Origin of the sequence: Methanobrevibacter sp., assembly GCF_045126245.1 — an archaeon.
GTDB lineage: Archaea > Methanobacteriota > Methanobacteria > Methanobacteriales > Methanobacteriaceae > Methanocatella.
The window spans coordinates 1-18,447 of the sequence record NZ_JBGVOG010000036.1 but is presented as its reverse complement, the minus strand read 5'-3'; the positions used below and the strand labels follow the sequence as shown (position 1 = coordinate 18,447).

Genomic DNA, 18,447 nt, shown 5'->3' with positions numbered 1-18,447 from the left:
GTTATTTTTTTAAAAAAATCGAGTAAACCGAAAAAAATAAAAATTTAAAGAGATTATTTATGATAATCTTCTGTAGTAACCGGTGGCCGGTTCGTAAATAATTCCTTTTTGTTGTAAATTGCGAACGATTGTTTCAACTTTTTCTTCGCTCATTCCATATTTCTCATTCATGTTTGATTTCAATATGTTTAAAGGAGCATCTCCACCGTATTCCTCTTCAAGAAGCGCTATTTCTTCAGTCACCCTTTGAATTTTATCCCTGTCTGATTTAGGTGTTCTTCCTTCCATAATCTCAATATCCATTTCGCCGGTTTCAGGATCAACACCTACTTTTTTAAGACATGAAAGTTGCAATTTCACAGCTTTATCAGCATCTTCTTTTTCAACTTTGTCTTTAAGTTTGATTTTTGCACTTGCTTCGGCCAAACGAATAATAGCTTCCAGCTGTCTTGCAGTAATCGGAACAGCACCTCTCTCATCAGGGTTGCTGTTTCTTGTATTGACATAAAACTCTCTTAAAACCTCATTGGCTTCATCTGTTAAAACAGGGTTTGTAGTTTTACGGGCATATGCAATGTACTTTCTAAGCAGTTCCGGTTCAATTTCATAATCGATAGTATTTTCTTTATGTATTTTTAAAATGTGGTCTGCTAACTCTGCATCGCCTTCTCTTGTTGGTTTATCTTCAATTACAAAAATTAAGTCGAAACGAGAAATAATCGGGGCCGGCAAGTCAATCTGTTCTGCAAGTATTTTATACGGATCGAATCTACCGAATTTAGGGTTTGCGGCTGCAAGAACGGAACACCTTGAATTCAATGTTGCCATAATTCCTGCCTTTGCAATACTTACGGTTTGCTGTTCCAATGCTTCGTGAAGTGCTGATCTGTCTTCAGACCTCATTTTGTCCAATTCGTCAACGCAAACGTTACCCTGGTCTCCAAGCACCAATGCACCTGCTTCAAGAGACCATCCACCAAGTTCATCCCTAACAGCTGCAGCAGTCAATCCTGCACCTGTGGTACCTTTACCGCTTGTATAGATACTTCTCGGAGCTAACCTTGAAACATACTTAAGGATTTGGGACTTACCGATACCAGGATCCCCTACTATGAGAATGTGTATGTCTCCCCTTAATTTGGTTTCATCTTCAAGCTGCTTTGCAGATCCTCCGAAAAGTTGCAGTGCAATAGCTTCCTTGACTTCCCTGTAACCTTTGATTGAAGGTGCAGTGGAGCGGATAATTTTTTCATAAATGTTCGGGTCTTTGGATAATTCTATAATCTTTTCTTCATCTTCTTCGGAAAGCTGCAGCTCTTCGAATTCCTGTTCTAAAGGTTCAATATGATTAACGTAAATGTAATTTTTAAACTTGCCGCTTCTTTCTTCTCTGAAGGTTCTCAATGTTCCTGTTATTCTTACTTTGTCTCCAGGATTCAATTCATCTACTAAATCGTCTTCTAAAATCATCAACATTTGTTTAGGTTCGGTTCCTCCAGATAAGTTTTCCAATGGTTCCTGCATTCTTGCGGTTTGAGTATCGATGTATTTGGATTCTTCCTGAAGCAATCTGAATGACCTTCCTCCACATTCACTACATAATGAAGGCTCTATAATTGTATTGCTGGAAGTCTGCTCAACTTCATGAAGCCTCATGCATCCTCTGCATTCAAACACTCCTGTTTCAATACGAGGTCTGATTTCATCGGTTTTTCTCACAATTCCATCGGCTGAAACGAATGTTCCTATGTATTTACTTAATAATGTTTTTAATGGAATGATATTTGAAAGATTTTCAAACCGAATATGGATATCCGCATCTTTTACAAGGGGGTCAATATTTTTAATAGCAATTTGGGCAGCATTAATTACCTCTTCAGGCTTCTCGATTAACAAATCTGCCAAGTCAGGATCAAATATTTCCAATGCAGTGTAATCTACATTAAGTGACCTTTCATCAGGATATTTTTCAAGTATTTCAAACACATCATCCTTATATGAAGTTGAAAAAAATTCTTCAAATTTTGCAATTGATGTTTGTGATTTAGTAGTAGAATTCATTATCTATATTATTATTTTTTCATACTTTAAAAATTATTGTATTTTTTCATGTTTTGCATAAGTAAACATTAAATACTAAAATTAATAAATAAGATTATTAACAAATTTTAATTTATTTGAGGTTATTATGAGGAAATCAAGATTAAGCTTATTTAAATCCACTTCTATGTTAATTTCTGTTGTTGGAATCATCATGATTATTTCAACAATCCTTGTCGTGGCATATGTGGCATATAGCATGGTTTCAGAAGATATTACTGATGGAATATCTTCAGGCACTCAATATGATGAGCTTGCAGAGTTAAAATCATCTTATTCGGATTTGGCTGTTAAGTTTGACAGTGTTAAATCTACGTATTATGCTGGCGGACCAGACCAAATTAAGGTTTATAATGATGCAAAAATTGAGCTGACACGGGCAAATTCGGCTATTGAAAATGTTCAGAGTGCACTTGATGCCGGAAAACCATCTAATGAGGTAGATAGCAGAATAGAGTTTGCAAAACAAAGACTTGATGCTGCTAATAATGCTTACAATACTCTTTAATTTCTTTTTTTATTTTTTGGCTTATATCCCAAACCTACAACATACATTTCAGAACTCTTTTTACGGGATGATGGCGGTTTTGTTGTTTTCACCTGTCTGAATTTCTTTTTAAGTGAATCCAGCATCGGTTTGTATTCAGGGCCCTGAAATACTTTCATAACAAGGTTTCCTTTTTCTTCAAGTATATTGTCCGCGATTTCTATAACTACATTGATCAAATCAATTGACCTTAATTGGTCTATGTTTTTAATTCCGCAAAGTGATGGTGCAGCATCAGACATCACTACTTTTGCTTTCCCTCCGATTATCTCCATAATCTTTTCCTGTACTTCCGGAGTTGTAAAATCGCCTCTTATTCCATAGTAGTTCTCTTCATGGAACTTTTTAAATCTGTTCAGGTCAACACCTACAACTATTCCCTCTTCACCTACTTTTTCTAATGCAACTTGGGACCATCCTCCCGGTGCAGCCCCCAAGTCAACAACGGTATTTCCCTGTTTGATAATACTAAATTTTTTATCTAATTGTTTAAGTTTATAAGACGCTCTTGAGCGGTAATCCTCTTGCTTTGCTCTTTTGTAATATGGGTCATTGTGTTTTTCCATCTGCCATTTGCTTCCCATTTCAATCCCTCTTATATTTATCAAAATCAAGCGCACTGCATACCGGCGCACCAATTTTTACAACTTCCACATCAACTTCCTTGTTATTTATGTCAAGTATCATCACAGTTCGATCAGCGAGCCTTGGAACGATTGGGCTTCCGGGATTTAAGAGCAATACTCCATCAGTCTGCTCTATTTTTGGTTGATGGGAGTGCCCGGTAACCAGAATATCAGCATCCAGCTCCTTTGCCAGATAAACCAATTGTTGTGTGTCTGCTCTTGGATAAACTTCGCCATGTGCAATTCCAATTCTTAAACCTTCTGTTTCTATGACTCTTGCAGGTGGCAGGTCGATTCCACGCGCACGGTCCATATTTCCCTGAACCGCCATTACGGGGGCTATTTTTTCCAGCTCTTCAATCACTTTTGGTGATGTCAGGTCACCTGCATGCAATATCAAATCCACTCCATCGAATGCATCAAATACCTTTTGAGGTATTTCTTTAGCCCTGTCTGGAATATGGGTGTCTGAAATTAATCCAATCAACATTTTATTCAACCATTAAAATTAATAAAAATACTGTTTTACTATCTGTCTTTTGTCCTTTTTAATATTTTTCAGAAATGAATTTAAAATCAAATAAAAAATATTATAAATTCAGAAAAATATATATAATATTATCATTCTTTGAGGAGAAGATATAATGGGAGAAGTTAAAAAGGAAGACATTTTAGACATTTTGGCTAATTATGACAAAAGTGAAATCACAATAGCCACTCTCGGAAGCCACACCTCCTTACACATCTTGCAAGGTGCTAAGGAAGAAGGATTTAGAACAGCTATTGTATGTGAAAAAGGTCGTGAAGTTCCATACCAACGTTTTGGAGTTGCTGATGAATACATTATTGTCGATGAATTTAAAGACATTGTCAATGAAGAGGTTCAAGAACAACTTAGAGCTATGAATGCAATTGTAGTTCCTCATGGGTCTTTTGTCGCTTATGCCGGATTAGATAATGTTGAAGATAAATTTAACGTGCCAATGTTTGGAAACAGAGATGTACTCAGATGGGAAGCTGAAAGAGATAAAGAAAGAGCATTGCTTGTTGAAGGTGATGTCAGAATTCCGTTCAAATATAATGATCCTTCCGAAATTGACAGACCGGTTATGGTCAAGTTCCCTGGTGCAAGAGGTGGAAGGGGTTACTTTGTAGCTTCATCTACTGAAGAATTCGATGCAAAAATTGAGGCAATGAAAGCTCGTGGATGGTTAGAAGACAGTGATGTGGAAGCAGCACACATTGAGGAATATGTTTCAGGCTGTAACTACTGTATACATTATTTCTATTCCGCTCTTGACGATAAAGTCGAGTTAATGGGTATGGATACAAGATATGAATCCAGTATTGATGGATTTGTAAGAATGCCTGCAAAAGACCAATTGGATATTGATTTAAGCCCATCTTATGTTGTTACCGGTAACCACCCTGCTGTAATTCGTGAATCTTTACTTCCACAAGTATTTGACATCGCTGATAAATTAACCGAAAGTGCTAAAAAATTAGTTGCTCCGGGATTAAACGGACCATTCTGTATGCAAACTTTAGTAAACGATAACTTAGAGGTAATTTGTTTCGAAATCAGTGCAAGAACTGACGGTGGAACAAATACATTTATGGACGGTTCTCCTTACTCATACTTGACTTATGGCAAACCAATGAGTATGGGAAGAAGAATTGCTTTAGAAATTAAAAATGGTATAGAAAGAGATGAATTAGAAAAAATAATAACATAATTAAGTTATTATTTTTCTTTTATTCTTTTTTTAAAATTTTATTTAAGAAACCTTTATTTTCTTTTGGAGTTTCTTGTGTTTTTTTCTTTTTGTTTTTATTTTTGCCTATTTTCTGTTTTTTCTCATATTCCTCTTTTGCTTTAACGCGGTCTCTTTTGGCCCATGCGCCAACAAAACCTACTAACGCGCCTACGAAAAATATCAATAGGATTATGATAATTTCTGTTTTCCCGTCCAAGACTCCAACAAATCTTTGATCGAGGGACAAAACCATTAACGGTGTTGATGCAAATGCACCAAGTCCTGCACCCCATTTAAGGTTTTTTGCTTTATATCCAGTATATAGCAATCCAATTGAAGCAAAGGGATATGCTAAATCCATTCCATTCATTCCAATAATAAAACATGTAGCGGCAATTGCAGCTCCGAAAACTACAGATTTTATGTCAACGTCACTAAGTATTTCCATTTTATTTTCCCCAAAAACTTATTTTTTAGAGGCAAATATTCCTCCAAATGCTCCTGCTATTCCCATAACAATCGCATAGTATATCAAATCTCCAATAATTATGAATAAACTTGAAATTCCAGAAATTGTAAATCCGGTCAAACCTCCGAATATTCCAAATAAACTCCCACCGAATGTTGCAATGAATATGAATAATATCGCAGCCACTATTGTTCCCAATGCTCCTGCAACAGCGGCGTTCCACAAACCGCTGATTGCACCATCCCGTGCAATGTAGCCTGTGATGAATCCGACAATTAATAATCCTATGAATTCATAGTGTGCGAAAAACGATTTAACAATTACGGCTAAAATAAAACCGATCATCACTGCTTTCCATTTAGTCATAATTATCACCTACTAATCATTATTTGATAATTGTTAATAAAAGTATTTAATTATTTTAGTTAATAAATGTCTTTTAATTTGTCTCGAATCTGGTCTAAAATTGCCTGATGCATTCTTTTTGTAAACTCTGCTTTATCGTTCTGATTTAAGACATCAAGATATCCTTGTGAAATCAGATTAAAAGCAAATGGACTTGGTATTACTGTATTTATAGTTTTAACGCCCATTTCTTCAGATTCCACCATCTCAATCACTTTCAATGCATTTTTGATGTCCATATAATCTTCTAAAGCTTCTCTTTTAGCTTCTTTTAAGATGGAAAAGTTTTCATCCATTTCCTGCACGAATTTTAACAATATTTTTCCCCTGACCTGCTGGCGACCGACGGATTTTGATTCCCCTTTGTATTTTCTAAGCGTCATTAAAGATCTTCCGGCGCAATGTCTAAATCGTGAGGCTAGAGTTTCAGTTTTATTCAACGATTTTGTTAGGATATTTTCAAAGTTTTCACAGTTCAGTTCTTTGAATGATTCCAGACCTCCAATTTTGCCGTCTGAACTCAAGTAAAAGCCATTGTCTGAAATTGAAATGGTGACATTAATGTTATATCTTTGTGCCACAACATATGCGACTGCTCTTGAGAGCGCATCATTGACTTTCCTGCCGAATAATGAATGGAATATGACAAATCGTCTTCCTCCAAACCCTTTATAATATTCTATTAGCAAAAGTTGGTTGCTTGGGATTTTTGCATATTTGAACTGCTCTACAAAATATTCATAAATTGAATTGGCCGCGAAATCATCAACATATAAATAGTCATGAATAAATTCCATAATTTCCTCTTTACTTCTCCCGTATCGGAATTTAACATCCATATGTGCTCTAAATCTTTGGATGTCCATTGCCAGGTCAAAAGATAAAGGCAGTTGCTGTGAAAACCAGGACGGTATTGTTGGCGGTCCGCTTGAGGGGGTTACGTTAATTGTCATTCCTTTGCCATAATTGAATCTGTAAGTATTTCCACCCAAAACGAAGGTATCTCCTTTTTTCAGCCGTTCCATAAAGTCTTCTTCAATCTTTCCAACAGTTTCACCGTCACATTTCACCAACACTCCAGAACTGTCAGGTATTGTTCCAATGTTGGTTGAATATAGCATTCTGGCCAGTTTCCCACGTTTTCCAAATGTATTCTTTGCATAGTCAATCCAGATTTTTGCATAAACATATCTTTCCTCAAGTTCGGGATATTCTCCGGCCATGTAACTTAAAACGTCTTCATAGTCATCTCTTGTCAGGTTTTTATAGCAATAGCTTTTCTTGATTACATCAAATGCATAGTCAATATCCCATGGATTTTCAATGCTCATTCCGTAAATGTGCTGTGCCAGAACATCCAAACAGTTTGTCGGAATGTTGATTCTATCGATTTTTCCTTCTTTTGCATTTTTAAGCAAAACTGAGCATTCAACCAAATCATCCCTATCGGTAACGATTATTTTTCCACGTGATTTTTCATGTAATTTATGTCCGCTTCGCCCAATTCGCTGAAGGGCTCTTGCAACGGATTTCGGTGAATTAATTAAAACAACCAGATCAATGTATCCTATATCGATTCCCAACTCTAGAGATGTTGATGACACTACTGCCTTTAGTTTTCCTTCTTTCAGCCGGTTTTCAGTTTCAAGACGAACTTCTTTTGAAAGCGATGAATGGTGTGCCATTATGTTTTCATTGTTGTAATGTGTAGGATACATTTTCTTTAAATTATAAACGAAACGTTCAGTTCCGCTTCTTGTATTCGTAAATATTAGTGTTGTTTTGTTTTCCCATATCAAATCATCTAATAGGTCATACATTCCAAGCCTTGTATCCTCATCGTCTGCAAGCACAATATCGCTTACAGGACACATTACTTCCATGTCCAATTCTTTTAGATAGTTTATATTAACGATTTTACAGCTTCGTCCGACACCATATTCATAACCCACTAAAAATTTGGCGACCTCTTCGATGGGACTTACGGTTGCGGATAATCCTATTCTTGTAAAATGCCCTATAAGATGCTGTAATCTTTCAAGGGATAAGCTTAAGTGAACTCCCCTTTTATTTTCGGCAAGTGAATGTATTTCATCAACAATCACATATTTCACTTCACTTAATTTTTCTCTAAACTTCGGAGCCACCAGAAGAATGGATAATGTTTCGGGTGTTGTGATTAGAATGTGCGGCGGTTTTTTAAGCATTTTTTGCCTTTGATATTGTGTGGTGTCTCCGGTTCTAACAGCTTTTCTAATTCCCAAATCCTTTCCAGCTATTTTTCTGATTCCTTCAAGGGGTTCATCCAGGTTTTTCTCGATGTCGTTGTCCAGTGCTTTAAGTGGTGAGATGTAAATGCAATAAACTTTATCTTCCAGCTGGTCTTTTTCGGCAAGGGCGGTTAATTCGCTGATGATTGATAAAAAAGCGGTCAATGTTTTTCCAGATCCTGTTGGGGAAGATATTAGTATGTTATTTTTCTTATGGATGTCAATGATTGATTTTTTCTGAGCAGGTGTAAAGTCATCAAACTGGGTTTCGAACCATTCCCTCACCCAGGGATGTAAAATTTTATAAATTTGTTTTTTAGAATAGCTTTTTGTTTGCTCTTCAATCATTTTTATCACATATTTTTTTCATAAATGTATCCATTTTGTATAATAGTTTATATGTTTTGGAGTTTATTACTTTTAGTATATTTTAATTAATTTTTTTTATGTAGTGAAAAAATTTTCATAGTTTTTTTTAATCAGTTTATTCATTAATTTTAATTATTTATAGATATTTTATAAAATTTAAAATATTTTAATCAATATTCATCATAAATTCATATAAAAATAGTTAAATAGTTTAATCTAATAAATATTTATACATAGGCTTATGCCTAAGGTGGTATAAAATATGAAAAACTATTTCGATATTAAAGACAAAGTAGCAGTTATTACCGGTGCATCATCCGGTCTTGGTTGGCAAATTGCTCAAGCATATGCAAGCCAAGGTGCAAAATTAGCATTGTTTGCAAGAAGAGAAGAAAGACTTCTAGAAAACGTTGCTGAAATTGAAAAAGAATTCGGAACTGAAGTAATGTACGCTGTATGTGATGTTGGAGACTACGACAGTATCACCGCAGCTGTTGCAAAAACCATGGATGCATATGGTAGAATTGATATTTTAGTCAACGCTGCAGGTATGGGAAACAACAAAATGGTCACCGACCAATCCAATGAAGAATGGGAAAGACACATCCACATTGACTTAAGTGGTGTATACTACATGTGTAAAGCTGTTGGAGAAATCATGATTGAACAAGAATACGGTAAAATCATTAACATTGGTTCAATCCACTCTAGAGTAATCTTCCCTGGAGGAGGAATTAGTGCATACTCCTCAGCAAAAGGTGGAGTAATGAACTTAACCAAAAACTTAGCTGTAGAATGGGCTAAATACAACATTACTGTAAACGCTATCGGTCCTGCTGTATTTGAAACAGAATTAACTGTAGATTCTATTGAAATGGAAGGATTTATGGATCTCATTGCAGCATATTGTCCTGCTGGCCGTTTAGGTCAACCTGGTGAATTGGATGGTATTGCTATTTACTTAGCATCTGATGCATCAAGCTTCTGTACCGGACAATTAATCTGTATTGACGGTGGATGGACTGCAATTTAAATAAGAGATTTTTTCTCTTATTTTTTTCTATTTTTTTCTATTTTTTTTTAAAATTTATATATACTTAAAATCTAACTTATTATCATGACTGATTTTAATTTTAAAGAAGCTATTAACAATTTATCAAATGATGATGTTAAAGTTAGAAAAGAAGCAATCGAATCATTAGTTGGTGTTACTGATGAAGAAGCTATTGAACCATTAATTAAAGCCACCACTGATGACAATGCTCAAGTTAGATTTAAAGCTGCTGAAATATTGGGAAATATGGGTGATGTAGCTGTTGATAAATTAATTGAAGAATTTAAAAGCGCGGAAGGTAAAGATAAACGTTTCCTTGCTTTTGCACTTAAGGAAACTGAAGATAAAAAGGTAATTCCGTATTTTGTTGAAGCTGTTGATGATGAAGACTTTGGAGTTAGAAAAGTTGCTGTACGTGCCTTGGGTGAACTTCAGGCCGATGATGAGTTGGAAACAATTGCAAAATGTCTTGAAGATGAGGATTGGGGTGTTAAATTAGCGGCAATCCAGGCTTTAGGTGACCTTGCAACCGATGAATCTATAAAATTAATTAAGGATGCAAGAAAAACTGAAGATGATAAGGACTTCAAAAAATCCTGTAATAAGGCAATTAAAAAAGCGGAAAAAAGACAAAAGGCTAAAGCATCAGGGGAATCCATTGTAAAAGTTATTCCGATGAGCACTATTAAAGAAATGGAGAAGACCAACCCTCAAAAGGCTATTAAAGAATATGAACGTTATGTTGAAGCCAAACAGCCTAAAGATGCACCCTATAAAAGATTATGTGTTTTATACAGAAAAGCGGATGACATTGACAATGAGATTAGAGTCATAGAAACCGCTTGTGAAGTTTTTAAAGATGATGATAAGAAATTATCTTACTTTGAAAAAAGATTGGCTAAATTGAAATAACTACTTTTTAATAATTTCGTAGAGATCTTCTCTTTTATTCTTTAAAAGAGGAAGTTCCTCTCTAATTTTTTTTATTTCTGACAAATCTATTTCGGAAATTATCAAACTCTCTTTTTCATCGGCTTCAGTCATTATATCTCCCCAGGGGTTTGTAATAATTGAATGTCCAAAGCTATGGTAACTTGAATCTTTGTTCAATGCTGGGGCAACGCCTACACAATAGACTTGGTTGTCCAAAGCTCTTGATTTGAATAATAACTCCCAATGGGCCGGTCCGGTAGTCATGTTGAATGCTCCGGGATAAAATAATATTAATGCGCCTTCTTGAGCCATTATTCTTGCAAGTTCCGGAAAACGAATATCATAACAGATTCCAATTCCAACTTTTCCAAACTCAGTATCGGCAACTGTAAATTCATCTCCTGCCGTTAAAACATCGGATTCCATAAACGTTATCTTTCCTTTAACGTCAATGTCAAAAAGATGCATTTTCCTATGTTTTGCAATTATTTCACCTTTCCTGTCAAAAAGGTAACTGGTATTGAATAATTTATTCCCATCTTTTTCGGGAATTGATCCTGCAAGAATATAAACGTTATTTTTGCAAGCTAGTTGGGATATTTCCAAAAGTGTCATGCTTGTTTTTTCTTCTTCCCCATATTCAATGAATTTCTCATTGGAATAAGGACAGTTAAACATTTCCGGAAGCACTATAAAATCAACATTTTCGCTGACTGCATCGCTTATCATTGAGTTAGCTTTCTTTAAATTTTCTTCTTTGTTGTCAACGACGTTCATTTGACAAAGGGCAAGTTTGATTTTTTCCATATTAACACTTAAAAATAAAAAAAGGAAGTATGAAATTAATCATACTTATGCTATATTTGCTGAATTAAGCACGGATGTGATTTCATCGTTAGTAATAGAACTGATGGATGGTCCGCTTATTTTGAATACGTGCAATGTATCTCCATTATCAAACATTGAAACATATCTGGTAAATGTACCATCGAAATTTTCAAAAATAATGTTGGTCGCATTCCTGCCATCTAGGGTTATTGTTTCAACAAGTTGAACATAAGAACCGCTTTCCTGTGCATAATTGATTCTTTCTAGAGTAATCTCATTTAAAGTTGATGACTCAAGTGTACTGTTATAATACTCTATTGTAGTACTATTTCCATTTTCAAAGAATACTGCATCACTATGTGATTCATCAGTTCCGTTCACCGCTATCCAATTTCCAGGATATTTAAATGAAAAGTCACCATTAGTAAATTCAAGTAAATCACCTGTTGTTGGGACACTTCCATTATCATTGTTTGACCCAAAAAGAACAATTCCACAAATCACAATTAAAGTAATCAAAAGTATTATACCAATAAGTAATCTGTTTTTTTTAAGAATAGCAAGTGTACTTTGATCATCACTTTTCGCACTTTTAGAAGATTTTTTCTTTTCTTTAGGTGCCTTATCAAAGATACTTTCTTGTTTAGGTGCAGCAACTTTTGGTTTAGGAAATTTAAATCCACAATTTCCACATACTGGAGCACCATCATAACTAGGATTTCCACATTCAGGACATTTTTTCACTGCCTAACCTCCATTGAAATTTGCATTATATTTAATAATAATGTTTTTATTTATATAAAAAGATATTTATAACTGTGGTAAAAATGGATAGTGAAGAATTAATTAATGTTGATAATATAAATTATGCAATTTACAAAATTGGGGAATGGAAAAATGACTATGAAATTAACCAGATAGGTTTATCAAAAGAGATCCCCGTAACAAAAAATACAGTATATCATGTAAAATCGTCTATGGATGAAATAAGGGAGTCCAAATTCGATATTTCAGATAAAACTGTCAATGGTTTTGTAGCTATTGCTCTTCAGTTGAATCCGAAAATTTCAGAAATGGAATTAAATGATGCAATTGCTCTTGAAGAAAAGGAATACAATAATGTTTTGGAAGAATTGGATGGTCTGGAATTGTTGGATGATGATGAATCCATTCCGTTGGATAATGAAGAATATCTAATCTATAAACTCGAAAAGGAATGTCACGTTACCACTTCAATTCCTGCAAATGAATTCACAAAAAAATATTACATTGATGAAATGAAAAAAATTGAAGATGCATTGCGTTAGAATGCGTCTAATGTTATTTTTTTATCTCTTTTTAATTCGCGAGGAGGTTCAATGGCTACAAATTCGATACCTTCCTCGTCAAGCAATTCCTGTGCATCATCCATTATCGATGGCGCTACAAGTAATCCCCTAATTTTTTTCTTTTGTGCTTTACATTCTCTTAAAATGTCGTTGTCTGTATTTTCCAAGTCCTGAAGATATCTTCTAAGTTGTTTTACTGCAGTAACTCCTGCTTTACGCGCTTTCAATTCCAGAACCATTAGGTTATTGTCTTTGTCTTTTCCTAAAATATCAATAAATCCATGCTCGACACTGTACTCTCTTGTTGTTGGAGTAAAACCTTCTTCAATCATGTGTGGCTTTTCCATAATCATGTCGCTCATGTCCTTTTCATATCCTGCCTGCTCAAGTTCCTCGAAGTCTTCGATATTAGCATAACTGATGAACTGAATCTTTCTTATCTCTACAGTCAATAACTCTTTTGGAGATCTTCTGTGACTTTCCAAAAAAAGGTTATCGTTTTTGATATAGCTTCTTGTTTTTGATTTTGGGGGTTGCCAATTCACGGGTTCTACCTTTTTTTCCTGGTGTATTAAAAATGCCCCATCTGGCTTTATCATGATTATACGTTCTCCCCAGTTAAGCTGACTTAAGGCTCTTCCCTCATAATTGACTTTACAGCATGCAAAAATCACGATTGTTGCCCTTTTTCGCAATGCATCATGAACCAATTCATATGCATCATCACAATCCGGAGTTTCTAAAATTTTATATTTCATTACAATAACATTGTTTAGTTTAATTTAAATAATTTGTTTTTTAAAGGATAATTTAGATATAAGTTACGTTACTGGTGGGATTGAAATTTACGACGATGATTATTTTGATGATAAAAATGAGTATTTCACATTGCCTTCATTTGAATTTGAAAACGGAAAAATTCTTAATGACGTTAAAGTAGAATATACAACTTTTGGAACTCCGAAATATGATGATGACGGATTAATTTCCAATGCAATTTTATATTGTCATGGATCTTTAGGCAGATTCTCTTCTATGAAAAAAATCCTACCTTTAATCGGGGATAATGATGTTTTTGATAAAAACAAATATTTTTTTATATCATTAACCGCATTGGGCTCTTCAGGGTCATGTTCTCCATCCACTACAGATTTAAAAAACAAGTTTCCAAAATACACTATTAAAGATGTAAGCAATTTTCAAAAGCAATTTTTAGCGGAAAAATTTAATATAAATCATATTTTAGGAGTAATTGGCGTTTCAATGGGCGGTTTTGTCGCTCTCACATTATCTATCGAATATCCTGACTTTGCAGATTTTATTATCTGTGGTGTAAGCAGCTATAAGGTTGCTGGCCATGATTTTATTTTATCAAAATTTGTAAATGAGATTATAGAATCTGATCCTGATTATAATATGGGTGAAATAACTTATTCGTTAAACCGGACTTTAAGATTGGCTAATCTTGCGGAATTTAATTTTGGCCTTTCAAAAGAAGCATTAAGGGAAATGCCTAATGAAGAATTAAGTGCGGAATTTGAAAACTTTGGAAACGAGAGTTTGGATGTTGACATTTATGATTTAAAGTATTGCAATGAGTCATGCATGTATTTTGATGTTGAAAATGATTTGGATAAAATCAAATCCAAAGTATTGATTGTCGCATGTAAACAGGACCCTCACTTCCCGCCGGAATTGGATGCGATTCCAATGTCTAAAATGATTAAAAATTCTGAATTGGTTATTATGGATTCAAAGTTAGGACATTTGTGTTTTAATGAGCTTGAAACAATCCGGGATGAGCTAAAAGAGTTTTTGGGTGGATTTGATGATTGTTGAAATTACGGATTACGGGGATGAAAATAATCAGAAATTCGTTGAATATACAGTATCGGGGTTATCTTCAAATCAAATGAAATTTCTTAGTGATAATCTGAAAGACAAAACAACAATTGAAGATGATGTTTTTAAACTTAAAATGTACTTCTCTGATGAGTTATACCCTTTTCAAAGCGATATTGCAAAGTTTAAATTAGCTGATTTCATAGCCCGTGAGGAAATTGAGATGAACATGTTCCTATCAAGTTTTTTAGAAGATATGTAATGGTATATATGTTATGAAAAATAAACTAATAATGTGAATTTTAAAAGTTGGGTTGTGTTATTATAAATTATCAATTTAATGTCCAATCGGATGAATATGTTATGGATTCCTTCGAATTTGAATCAGGCAGGGTTCTTGAAAACGTTCGTGTAGACTATTCTACAACCGGCACTCCTAAATATGATGATGAAGGAAATATTACAAATCTCATTGTTTTTTGCTCAACCTTCAATGGGGGACATTCAGTTCTTGCAGGGTATAACAGTTTGATTGGCCAGTATGGTGTCGATGAAAATGAATATTTTTTTGTAAAAATCGTGTCATTGGGAAACCCCAATTCTTGTTCTCCTTCAGAAACTGGTTTGAAATATAATTTTCCGTCATATACTTTTCATGACCGGGTCAACTTCAAAAAGCAATTTTTAAAAGAAAGATTTAATGCTACTAATGTATTGGGGTTAGTTGGTGAAGGATTAGGGGGATTTGAGATATTCACTTGGGCCGCCGAATATCCTGATGATATGGAATTTATAGTCCTTTTCAATTCTTATTATAAACTTTCAGCTTATCGTTATGTTTTTGTAAAATGCATTGAAAGCATAATAGATTCTTCTGAGGATTTTTATTCAGAAGGATATAGTGCTTCATTATCTAAGTTATCTGTTGCCATTTTTCAGTTAATGTTTGCCGATTATATTCCAAAGAAGATTTTTAAAGAGTTATCTAATGATGAAATTGATGTTTTAATGGGAGATTATGTTGATGAAGGCCTATTCATGGATATCCATGATTTCAAATTCCGTAATGACAGCATTTTAAATTTTGACATTGAAGACAAATTGCAAAATATTAAAGCTAAATCCCTATTTTTAACCACTTCAAATTATCTGCTTTCCAGCTATGAAAATGATTTGGGGCCTTTGGAAGAGTTAGTAAATGGCTCTAAAATTTTAATTTATGACAATGAAATAGAAAGATATTCCTATGAAAAAATCAATCCTGAGATAGGTTCAGAATTGCTGTCATTTTTAGAACAATTTAAAAAATAAAAAAGTATAGCTAAATTAGCTATTTTGATGCATCCAACATGTGTTGGACTGCTTTCAATGATTTTTCAGCAACATCCTTAGGCAATGTTACCTGTGGGGCTTCATTAATAAGTGAATCCCTTACCTTTTCAAGAGTGTGCAATTTCATTGTTTCGCAAATTGCCCCTTCAAGAAGAGGGTATAATTTCTTGCCTGAAACTTCGAGGTTGATTCTAGTTATCATATCCACTTCGGTTCCAAGCACAAATTCTTCCTTATCACTTTCTTTTATGTATTTCAACATTCCGCCGGTTGACATTACCTGATCACAGGCCTGTTGAACTTCAATGTTACATTCAGGATGGCAGATAATTTCTGCATTAGGGTACTGTTCTCTTTTAAGTTCAACGTCTTCTATGTGGAATAATTTATGAACGTAACAGTGTCCGCCCTTTGGAACAGGAATAATCTCTTTGCTGACTCTTTTTGCAACATGATTTCCTAAATTATTGTCGGGTCCGAACAGTATTTTGTCCTGTTTTAAACTTTCGGTAACTTTTACAGCATTAGCGGATGTACATAAAGTATCTGCGTGTTGCTTTGCCTCAGCAATACTATTTACATAAAGAATAACTCCCGCATCGGGGTGTTCTTCTTTAGCTTTTAAAAGTTCCTCTTCAGGCAGCATATGTGCCATAGGGCATTCCGCCTCCAAAGTTGGAATAACAATTTTCTTATCTGGATTTAGTATGAATGCGGTTTCGGCCATAAAGTCCACACCACAAAAGATAACTAAGTCTTTATCATCAATTTCAGAAGCTTTAATGCATAATTCTAGAGAATCTCCAAGGAAATCTGCAATTTCTTGAATTTCTTGAGGTTGGTAATTGTGTGCAAGGATTATTGCATTTTTTTCTTCTTTCAGTTTTAAAATTTCGTCTTGAAGAGAATTATTCATAGTCTTCACCCATTTTAATATATTTCCTAATATCATTTGTGATTTTTATTTTATATTTGTCTTTATCATTTAAATCTTTTACCCAGAATGACACTTTTACCCTGCTTTCCTCAAATTTTATTTCATGTGAAAAAACTTGGGGTTTAGGATTTTCAGCCAAATCGGGATATGAAGCAATTTTTTTAATAATCTTTTCGCTGAATTCTTCAACATCTACGTTTAAAGGCAATCCAACATTAATGTCCACCCTATATTTTTCAGGAGGTTTGAATTGCAGGTAATAATCGTTAGTCAATGTTGAGTTGGGCACATGGTTTTTCACTCCTAAATCATCCACTATTACAGTTGACCTAAGGGATACCCTCTCGACAAATCCTTTTTTACCGTTAACTTCAATAGTGTCTCCGACTTTGATGCTTTTTCCAAGAATCAAAATCATTCCTGAAAATAAATTTGAAATAATGTCTTTGGCAGCAAAACTCACTGCAATACCGACGATACCTAAACTTAAGAGTGTTCCTGCAAGATTAATTCCAAATAACTGTAATATAACCATTATTGCAATGAAATATATGATGTAATTGATTATGTCTCGAATCAGATAAATGATTGTCTGATTTTCATGGGATGAATCCATGCTATTTATTATATATGCAACTAATCTTGTTATTAGGGAAGTAATCAGAATAATAATTAAGATATAAATCAAAATCATTGCGGGATTGCCTGTGGGTACGATATTCATTTTAATCACATTTAATTGTTTTTAAATCTTTAGCGATTTCGGTATTTTCAAAGATTTCCAGAGCTTCATTTAATAATTGGTCAGTATTCTGATACCTTGTGCTTATGTGAGTCAAAATTAACTTTTTTGAATTTGATTTTTTAGCTATCAATGCAGCATCAGCGGATGTGGAATGGTAATTCTCTTCTGCTTTATCGCTATCCTCTTTAACATAGGTTGATTCATGAATTAGCAATGTTGAATCTTTAGCCAGTTCAATCATTTCTTCACAGGGGGTTGTATCTCCGGAATAGGTTATTTTCCTTCCTTTTCGAGGAGGGCCCAAAACCTGTTCTGGCTTTATGATTTTTCCATCAACTTCAACTTCCTGGCCTTTGTGCAGTTTTCCAAAATCCGGACCGACAGGAACACCAAGCTCGATGGCCTTTTCACGTAGGAATCTTGGTTTTTTCAACTCTTCGATTGAATATGCAAGACAAGGAACAAAATGATTGACTTCTTGTGATTTAATGATGTAATCTTCCGTTTTTTCAACAATTTCAGAACCAATTTCGATAAATTCAATAGGAAACTCAATTTTACAATAGCCTAAACTAAATATGGCTTCTTTAAGCACATTTAATCCTTTTGGACCATATATTGTTAATTTTTTATCCCTTCCCCTGAAGTTCATTGACTGTATCAGTCCGGGAAGTCCCAAAATATGATCTCCATGAAAATGAGTAATAAATATTTTAGAAATTTTCATAGGACTTATTTTTGCATAAATCAATTGTCTTTGTGTTCCTTCACCGCAATCAAACATCATCACTTCCCCAAATGCTTTTAAAACAATGGATGGGTGATTTCTTTCAAATGAATGAACTGCGGAAGATGTTCCTAAAAATGTTATTTCCATTAAATCACTTATTTTATATTATACAAAT

At 34.3% G+C, this 18,447-nt stretch carries 20 protein-coding genes; 8 read left to right on the top strand and 12 right to left on the bottom strand.

Annotated elements, in window-relative coordinates; genetic code table 11:
- Positions 1-57 precede the first annotated feature (57 nt).
- Complete coding sequence (gene mcm / locus ACJMLZ_RS02775) at positions 58-2,061, bottom strand: minichromosome maintenance protein MCM (RefSeq protein ID WP_405303844.1); 2,004 nt, start codon at positions 2,059-2,061, stop codon at positions 58-60.
- 127 nt (positions 2,062-2,188) lie between these two features.
- On the opposite strand from mcm, the gene ACJMLZ_RS02770 reads away from it, so the two are divergent.
- Entirely contained in the window at positions 2,189-2,608 is a 420-nt protein-coding gene (locus ACJMLZ_RS02770) for a hypothetical protein (RefSeq protein WP_405303843.1), read from the top strand.
- On the opposite strand, the gene ACJMLZ_RS02765 is transcribed toward ACJMLZ_RS02770, so the two are convergent.
- Together ACJMLZ_RS02765 and ACJMLZ_RS02760 are read right to left on the bottom strand one after the other, a co-directional pair.
- Positions 2,605-3,231 (bottom strand): RlmE family RNA methyltransferase, encoded by a 627-nt coding sequence (locus tag ACJMLZ_RS02765; RefSeq protein WP_405303842.1) that lies wholly within the window; start codon positions 3,229-3,231, stop codon positions 2,605-2,607. The genes ACJMLZ_RS02770 and ACJMLZ_RS02765 overlap by 4 nt on opposite strands.
- Position 3,232: 1 nt before the next feature.
- The gene (locus ACJMLZ_RS02760; RefSeq protein WP_405303841.1) at positions 3,233-3,772 is read right to left on the bottom strand and encodes a metallophosphoesterase; all 540 of its coding nucleotides are present in this window, start codon (positions 3,770-3,772) and stop codon (positions 3,233-3,235) included.
- 145 nt (positions 3,773-3,917) lie between these two features.
- Between ACJMLZ_RS02760 and ACJMLZ_RS02755 the strand changes: the two genes are divergently transcribed.
- Positions 3,918-5,009, top strand: coding sequence for a formate--phosphoribosylaminoimidazolecarboxamide ligase (locus tag ACJMLZ_RS02755; protein ID WP_405303840.1), 1,092 nt, complete (start codon positions 3,918-3,920; stop codon positions 5,007-5,009).
- Positions 5,010-5,028: 19 nt separating this feature from the next.
- Here ACJMLZ_RS02755 and ACJMLZ_RS02750 read toward each other — a convergent pair whose 3' ends face one another.
- The 3 genes from ACJMLZ_RS02750 to ACJMLZ_RS02740 are packed head-to-tail and all read right to left on the bottom strand — an operon-like array spanning position 5,029 to position 8,522.
- Positions 5,029-5,478, bottom strand: a complete 450-nt coding sequence (locus ACJMLZ_RS02750) for a hypothetical protein (protein ID WP_405303839.1) — start codon at positions 5,476-5,478, stop codon at positions 5,029-5,031.
- An 18-nt stretch (positions 5,479-5,496) separates the two neighbouring features.
- Complete coding sequence (locus ACJMLZ_RS02745; RefSeq protein WP_405303838.1) at positions 5,497-5,865, bottom strand: DUF5518 domain-containing protein; 369 nt, start codon at positions 5,863-5,865, stop codon at positions 5,497-5,499.
- Positions 5,866-5,924: 59 nt separating this feature from the next.
- Positions 5,925-8,522, bottom strand: a complete 2,598-nt coding sequence (locus tag ACJMLZ_RS02740) for an ATP-dependent helicase (RefSeq protein ID WP_405303837.1) — start codon at positions 8,520-8,522, stop codon at positions 5,925-5,927.
- 283 nt (positions 8,523-8,805) lie between these two features.
- Between ACJMLZ_RS02740 and ACJMLZ_RS02735 the strand changes: the two genes are divergently transcribed.
- Positions 8,806-9,576 carry an SDR family NAD(P)-dependent oxidoreductase gene (locus ACJMLZ_RS02735; protein ID WP_405303836.1) on the top strand — a complete coding sequence of 257 codons (771 nt, stop codon included), beginning with the start codon at positions 8,806-8,808 and terminating at the stop codon, positions 9,574-9,576.
- An 84-nt stretch (positions 9,577-9,660) separates the two neighbouring features.
- On the top strand, positions 9,661-10,509 hold the full coding sequence (locus tag ACJMLZ_RS02730; protein ID WP_405303835.1) for a HEAT repeat domain-containing protein: 849 nt from the start codon (positions 9,661-9,663) through the stop codon (positions 10,507-10,509).
- Here the strand turns inward: ACJMLZ_RS02730 and ACJMLZ_RS02725 are convergent, their stop codons facing one another.
- Together ACJMLZ_RS02725 and ACJMLZ_RS02720 are read right to left on the bottom strand one after the other, a co-directional pair.
- Positions 10,510-11,337, bottom strand: coding sequence for a carbon-nitrogen hydrolase family protein (locus ACJMLZ_RS02725; protein ID WP_405303834.1), 828 nt, complete (start codon positions 11,335-11,337; stop codon positions 10,510-10,512).
- 45 nt (positions 11,338-11,382) lie between these two features.
- Positions 11,383-12,102 carry a zinc ribbon domain-containing protein gene (locus tag ACJMLZ_RS02720; protein WP_405303833.1) on the bottom strand — a complete coding sequence of 240 codons (720 nt, stop codon included), beginning with the start codon at positions 12,100-12,102 and terminating at the stop codon, positions 11,383-11,385.
- A gap of 83 nt (positions 12,103-12,185) precedes the next feature.
- Between ACJMLZ_RS02720 and ACJMLZ_RS02715 the strand changes: the two genes are divergently transcribed.
- A complete protein-coding gene (locus ACJMLZ_RS02715; RefSeq protein ID WP_405303832.1) occupies positions 12,186-12,665 on the top strand; it encodes a hypothetical protein in 480 nt (159 codons plus the stop codon).
- On the opposite strand, the gene nucS is transcribed toward ACJMLZ_RS02715, so the two are convergent.
- The gene (gene nucS / locus ACJMLZ_RS02710; protein ID WP_405303831.1) at positions 12,662-13,444 is read right to left on the bottom strand and encodes an endonuclease NucS; all 783 of its coding nucleotides are present in this window, start codon (positions 13,442-13,444) and stop codon (positions 12,662-12,664) included. The genes ACJMLZ_RS02715 and nucS overlap by 4 nt on opposite strands.
- A 130-nt stretch (positions 13,445-13,574) precedes the next feature.
- Between nucS and ACJMLZ_RS02705 the strand changes: the two genes are divergently transcribed.
- The 3 genes from ACJMLZ_RS02705 to ACJMLZ_RS02695 all read left to right on the top strand — a co-directional run bounded on the left by ACJMLZ_RS02705 (position 13,575) and on the right by ACJMLZ_RS02695 (position 15,839).
- The gene (locus ACJMLZ_RS02705) at positions 13,575-14,525 is read left to right on the top strand and encodes an alpha/beta fold hydrolase (RefSeq protein ID WP_405303830.1); all 951 of its coding nucleotides are present in this window, start codon (positions 13,575-13,577) and stop codon (positions 14,523-14,525) included.
- A complete protein-coding gene (locus ACJMLZ_RS02700) occupies positions 14,515-14,790 on the top strand; it encodes a DUF5750 family protein (RefSeq protein ID WP_405303829.1) in 276 nt (91 codons plus the stop codon). Before ACJMLZ_RS02705 ends, ACJMLZ_RS02700 begins: the two co-directional genes overlap by 11 nt.
- A gap of 101 nt (positions 14,791-14,891) precedes the next feature.
- Entirely contained in the window at positions 14,892-15,839 is a 948-nt protein-coding gene (locus ACJMLZ_RS02695; protein WP_405303828.1) for a hypothetical protein, read from the top strand.
- 19 nt (positions 15,840-15,858) lie between these two features.
- Here ACJMLZ_RS02695 and nadA read toward each other — a convergent pair whose 3' ends face one another.
- The 3 genes from nadA to rnz are packed head-to-tail and all read right to left on the bottom strand — an operon-like array spanning position 15,859 to position 18,419.
- A complete protein-coding gene (gene nadA / locus ACJMLZ_RS02690) occupies positions 15,859-16,776 on the bottom strand; it encodes a quinolinate synthase NadA (RefSeq protein ID WP_405303827.1) in 918 nt (305 codons plus the stop codon).
- Complete coding sequence (locus ACJMLZ_RS02685; RefSeq protein ID WP_405303826.1) at positions 16,769-17,521, bottom strand: mechanosensitive ion channel family protein; 753 nt, start codon at positions 17,519-17,521, stop codon at positions 16,769-16,771. The genes nadA and ACJMLZ_RS02685 overlap by 8 nt, the downstream gene beginning before the upstream one ends.
- Before the next feature lies 1 nt (position 17,522).
- The gene (gene rnz / locus ACJMLZ_RS02680) at positions 17,523-18,419 is read right to left on the bottom strand and encodes a ribonuclease Z (RefSeq protein WP_405303825.1); all 897 of its coding nucleotides are present in this window, start codon (positions 18,417-18,419) and stop codon (positions 17,523-17,525) included.
- Between the last annotated feature and the right edge of the window lie 28 nt (positions 18,420-18,447).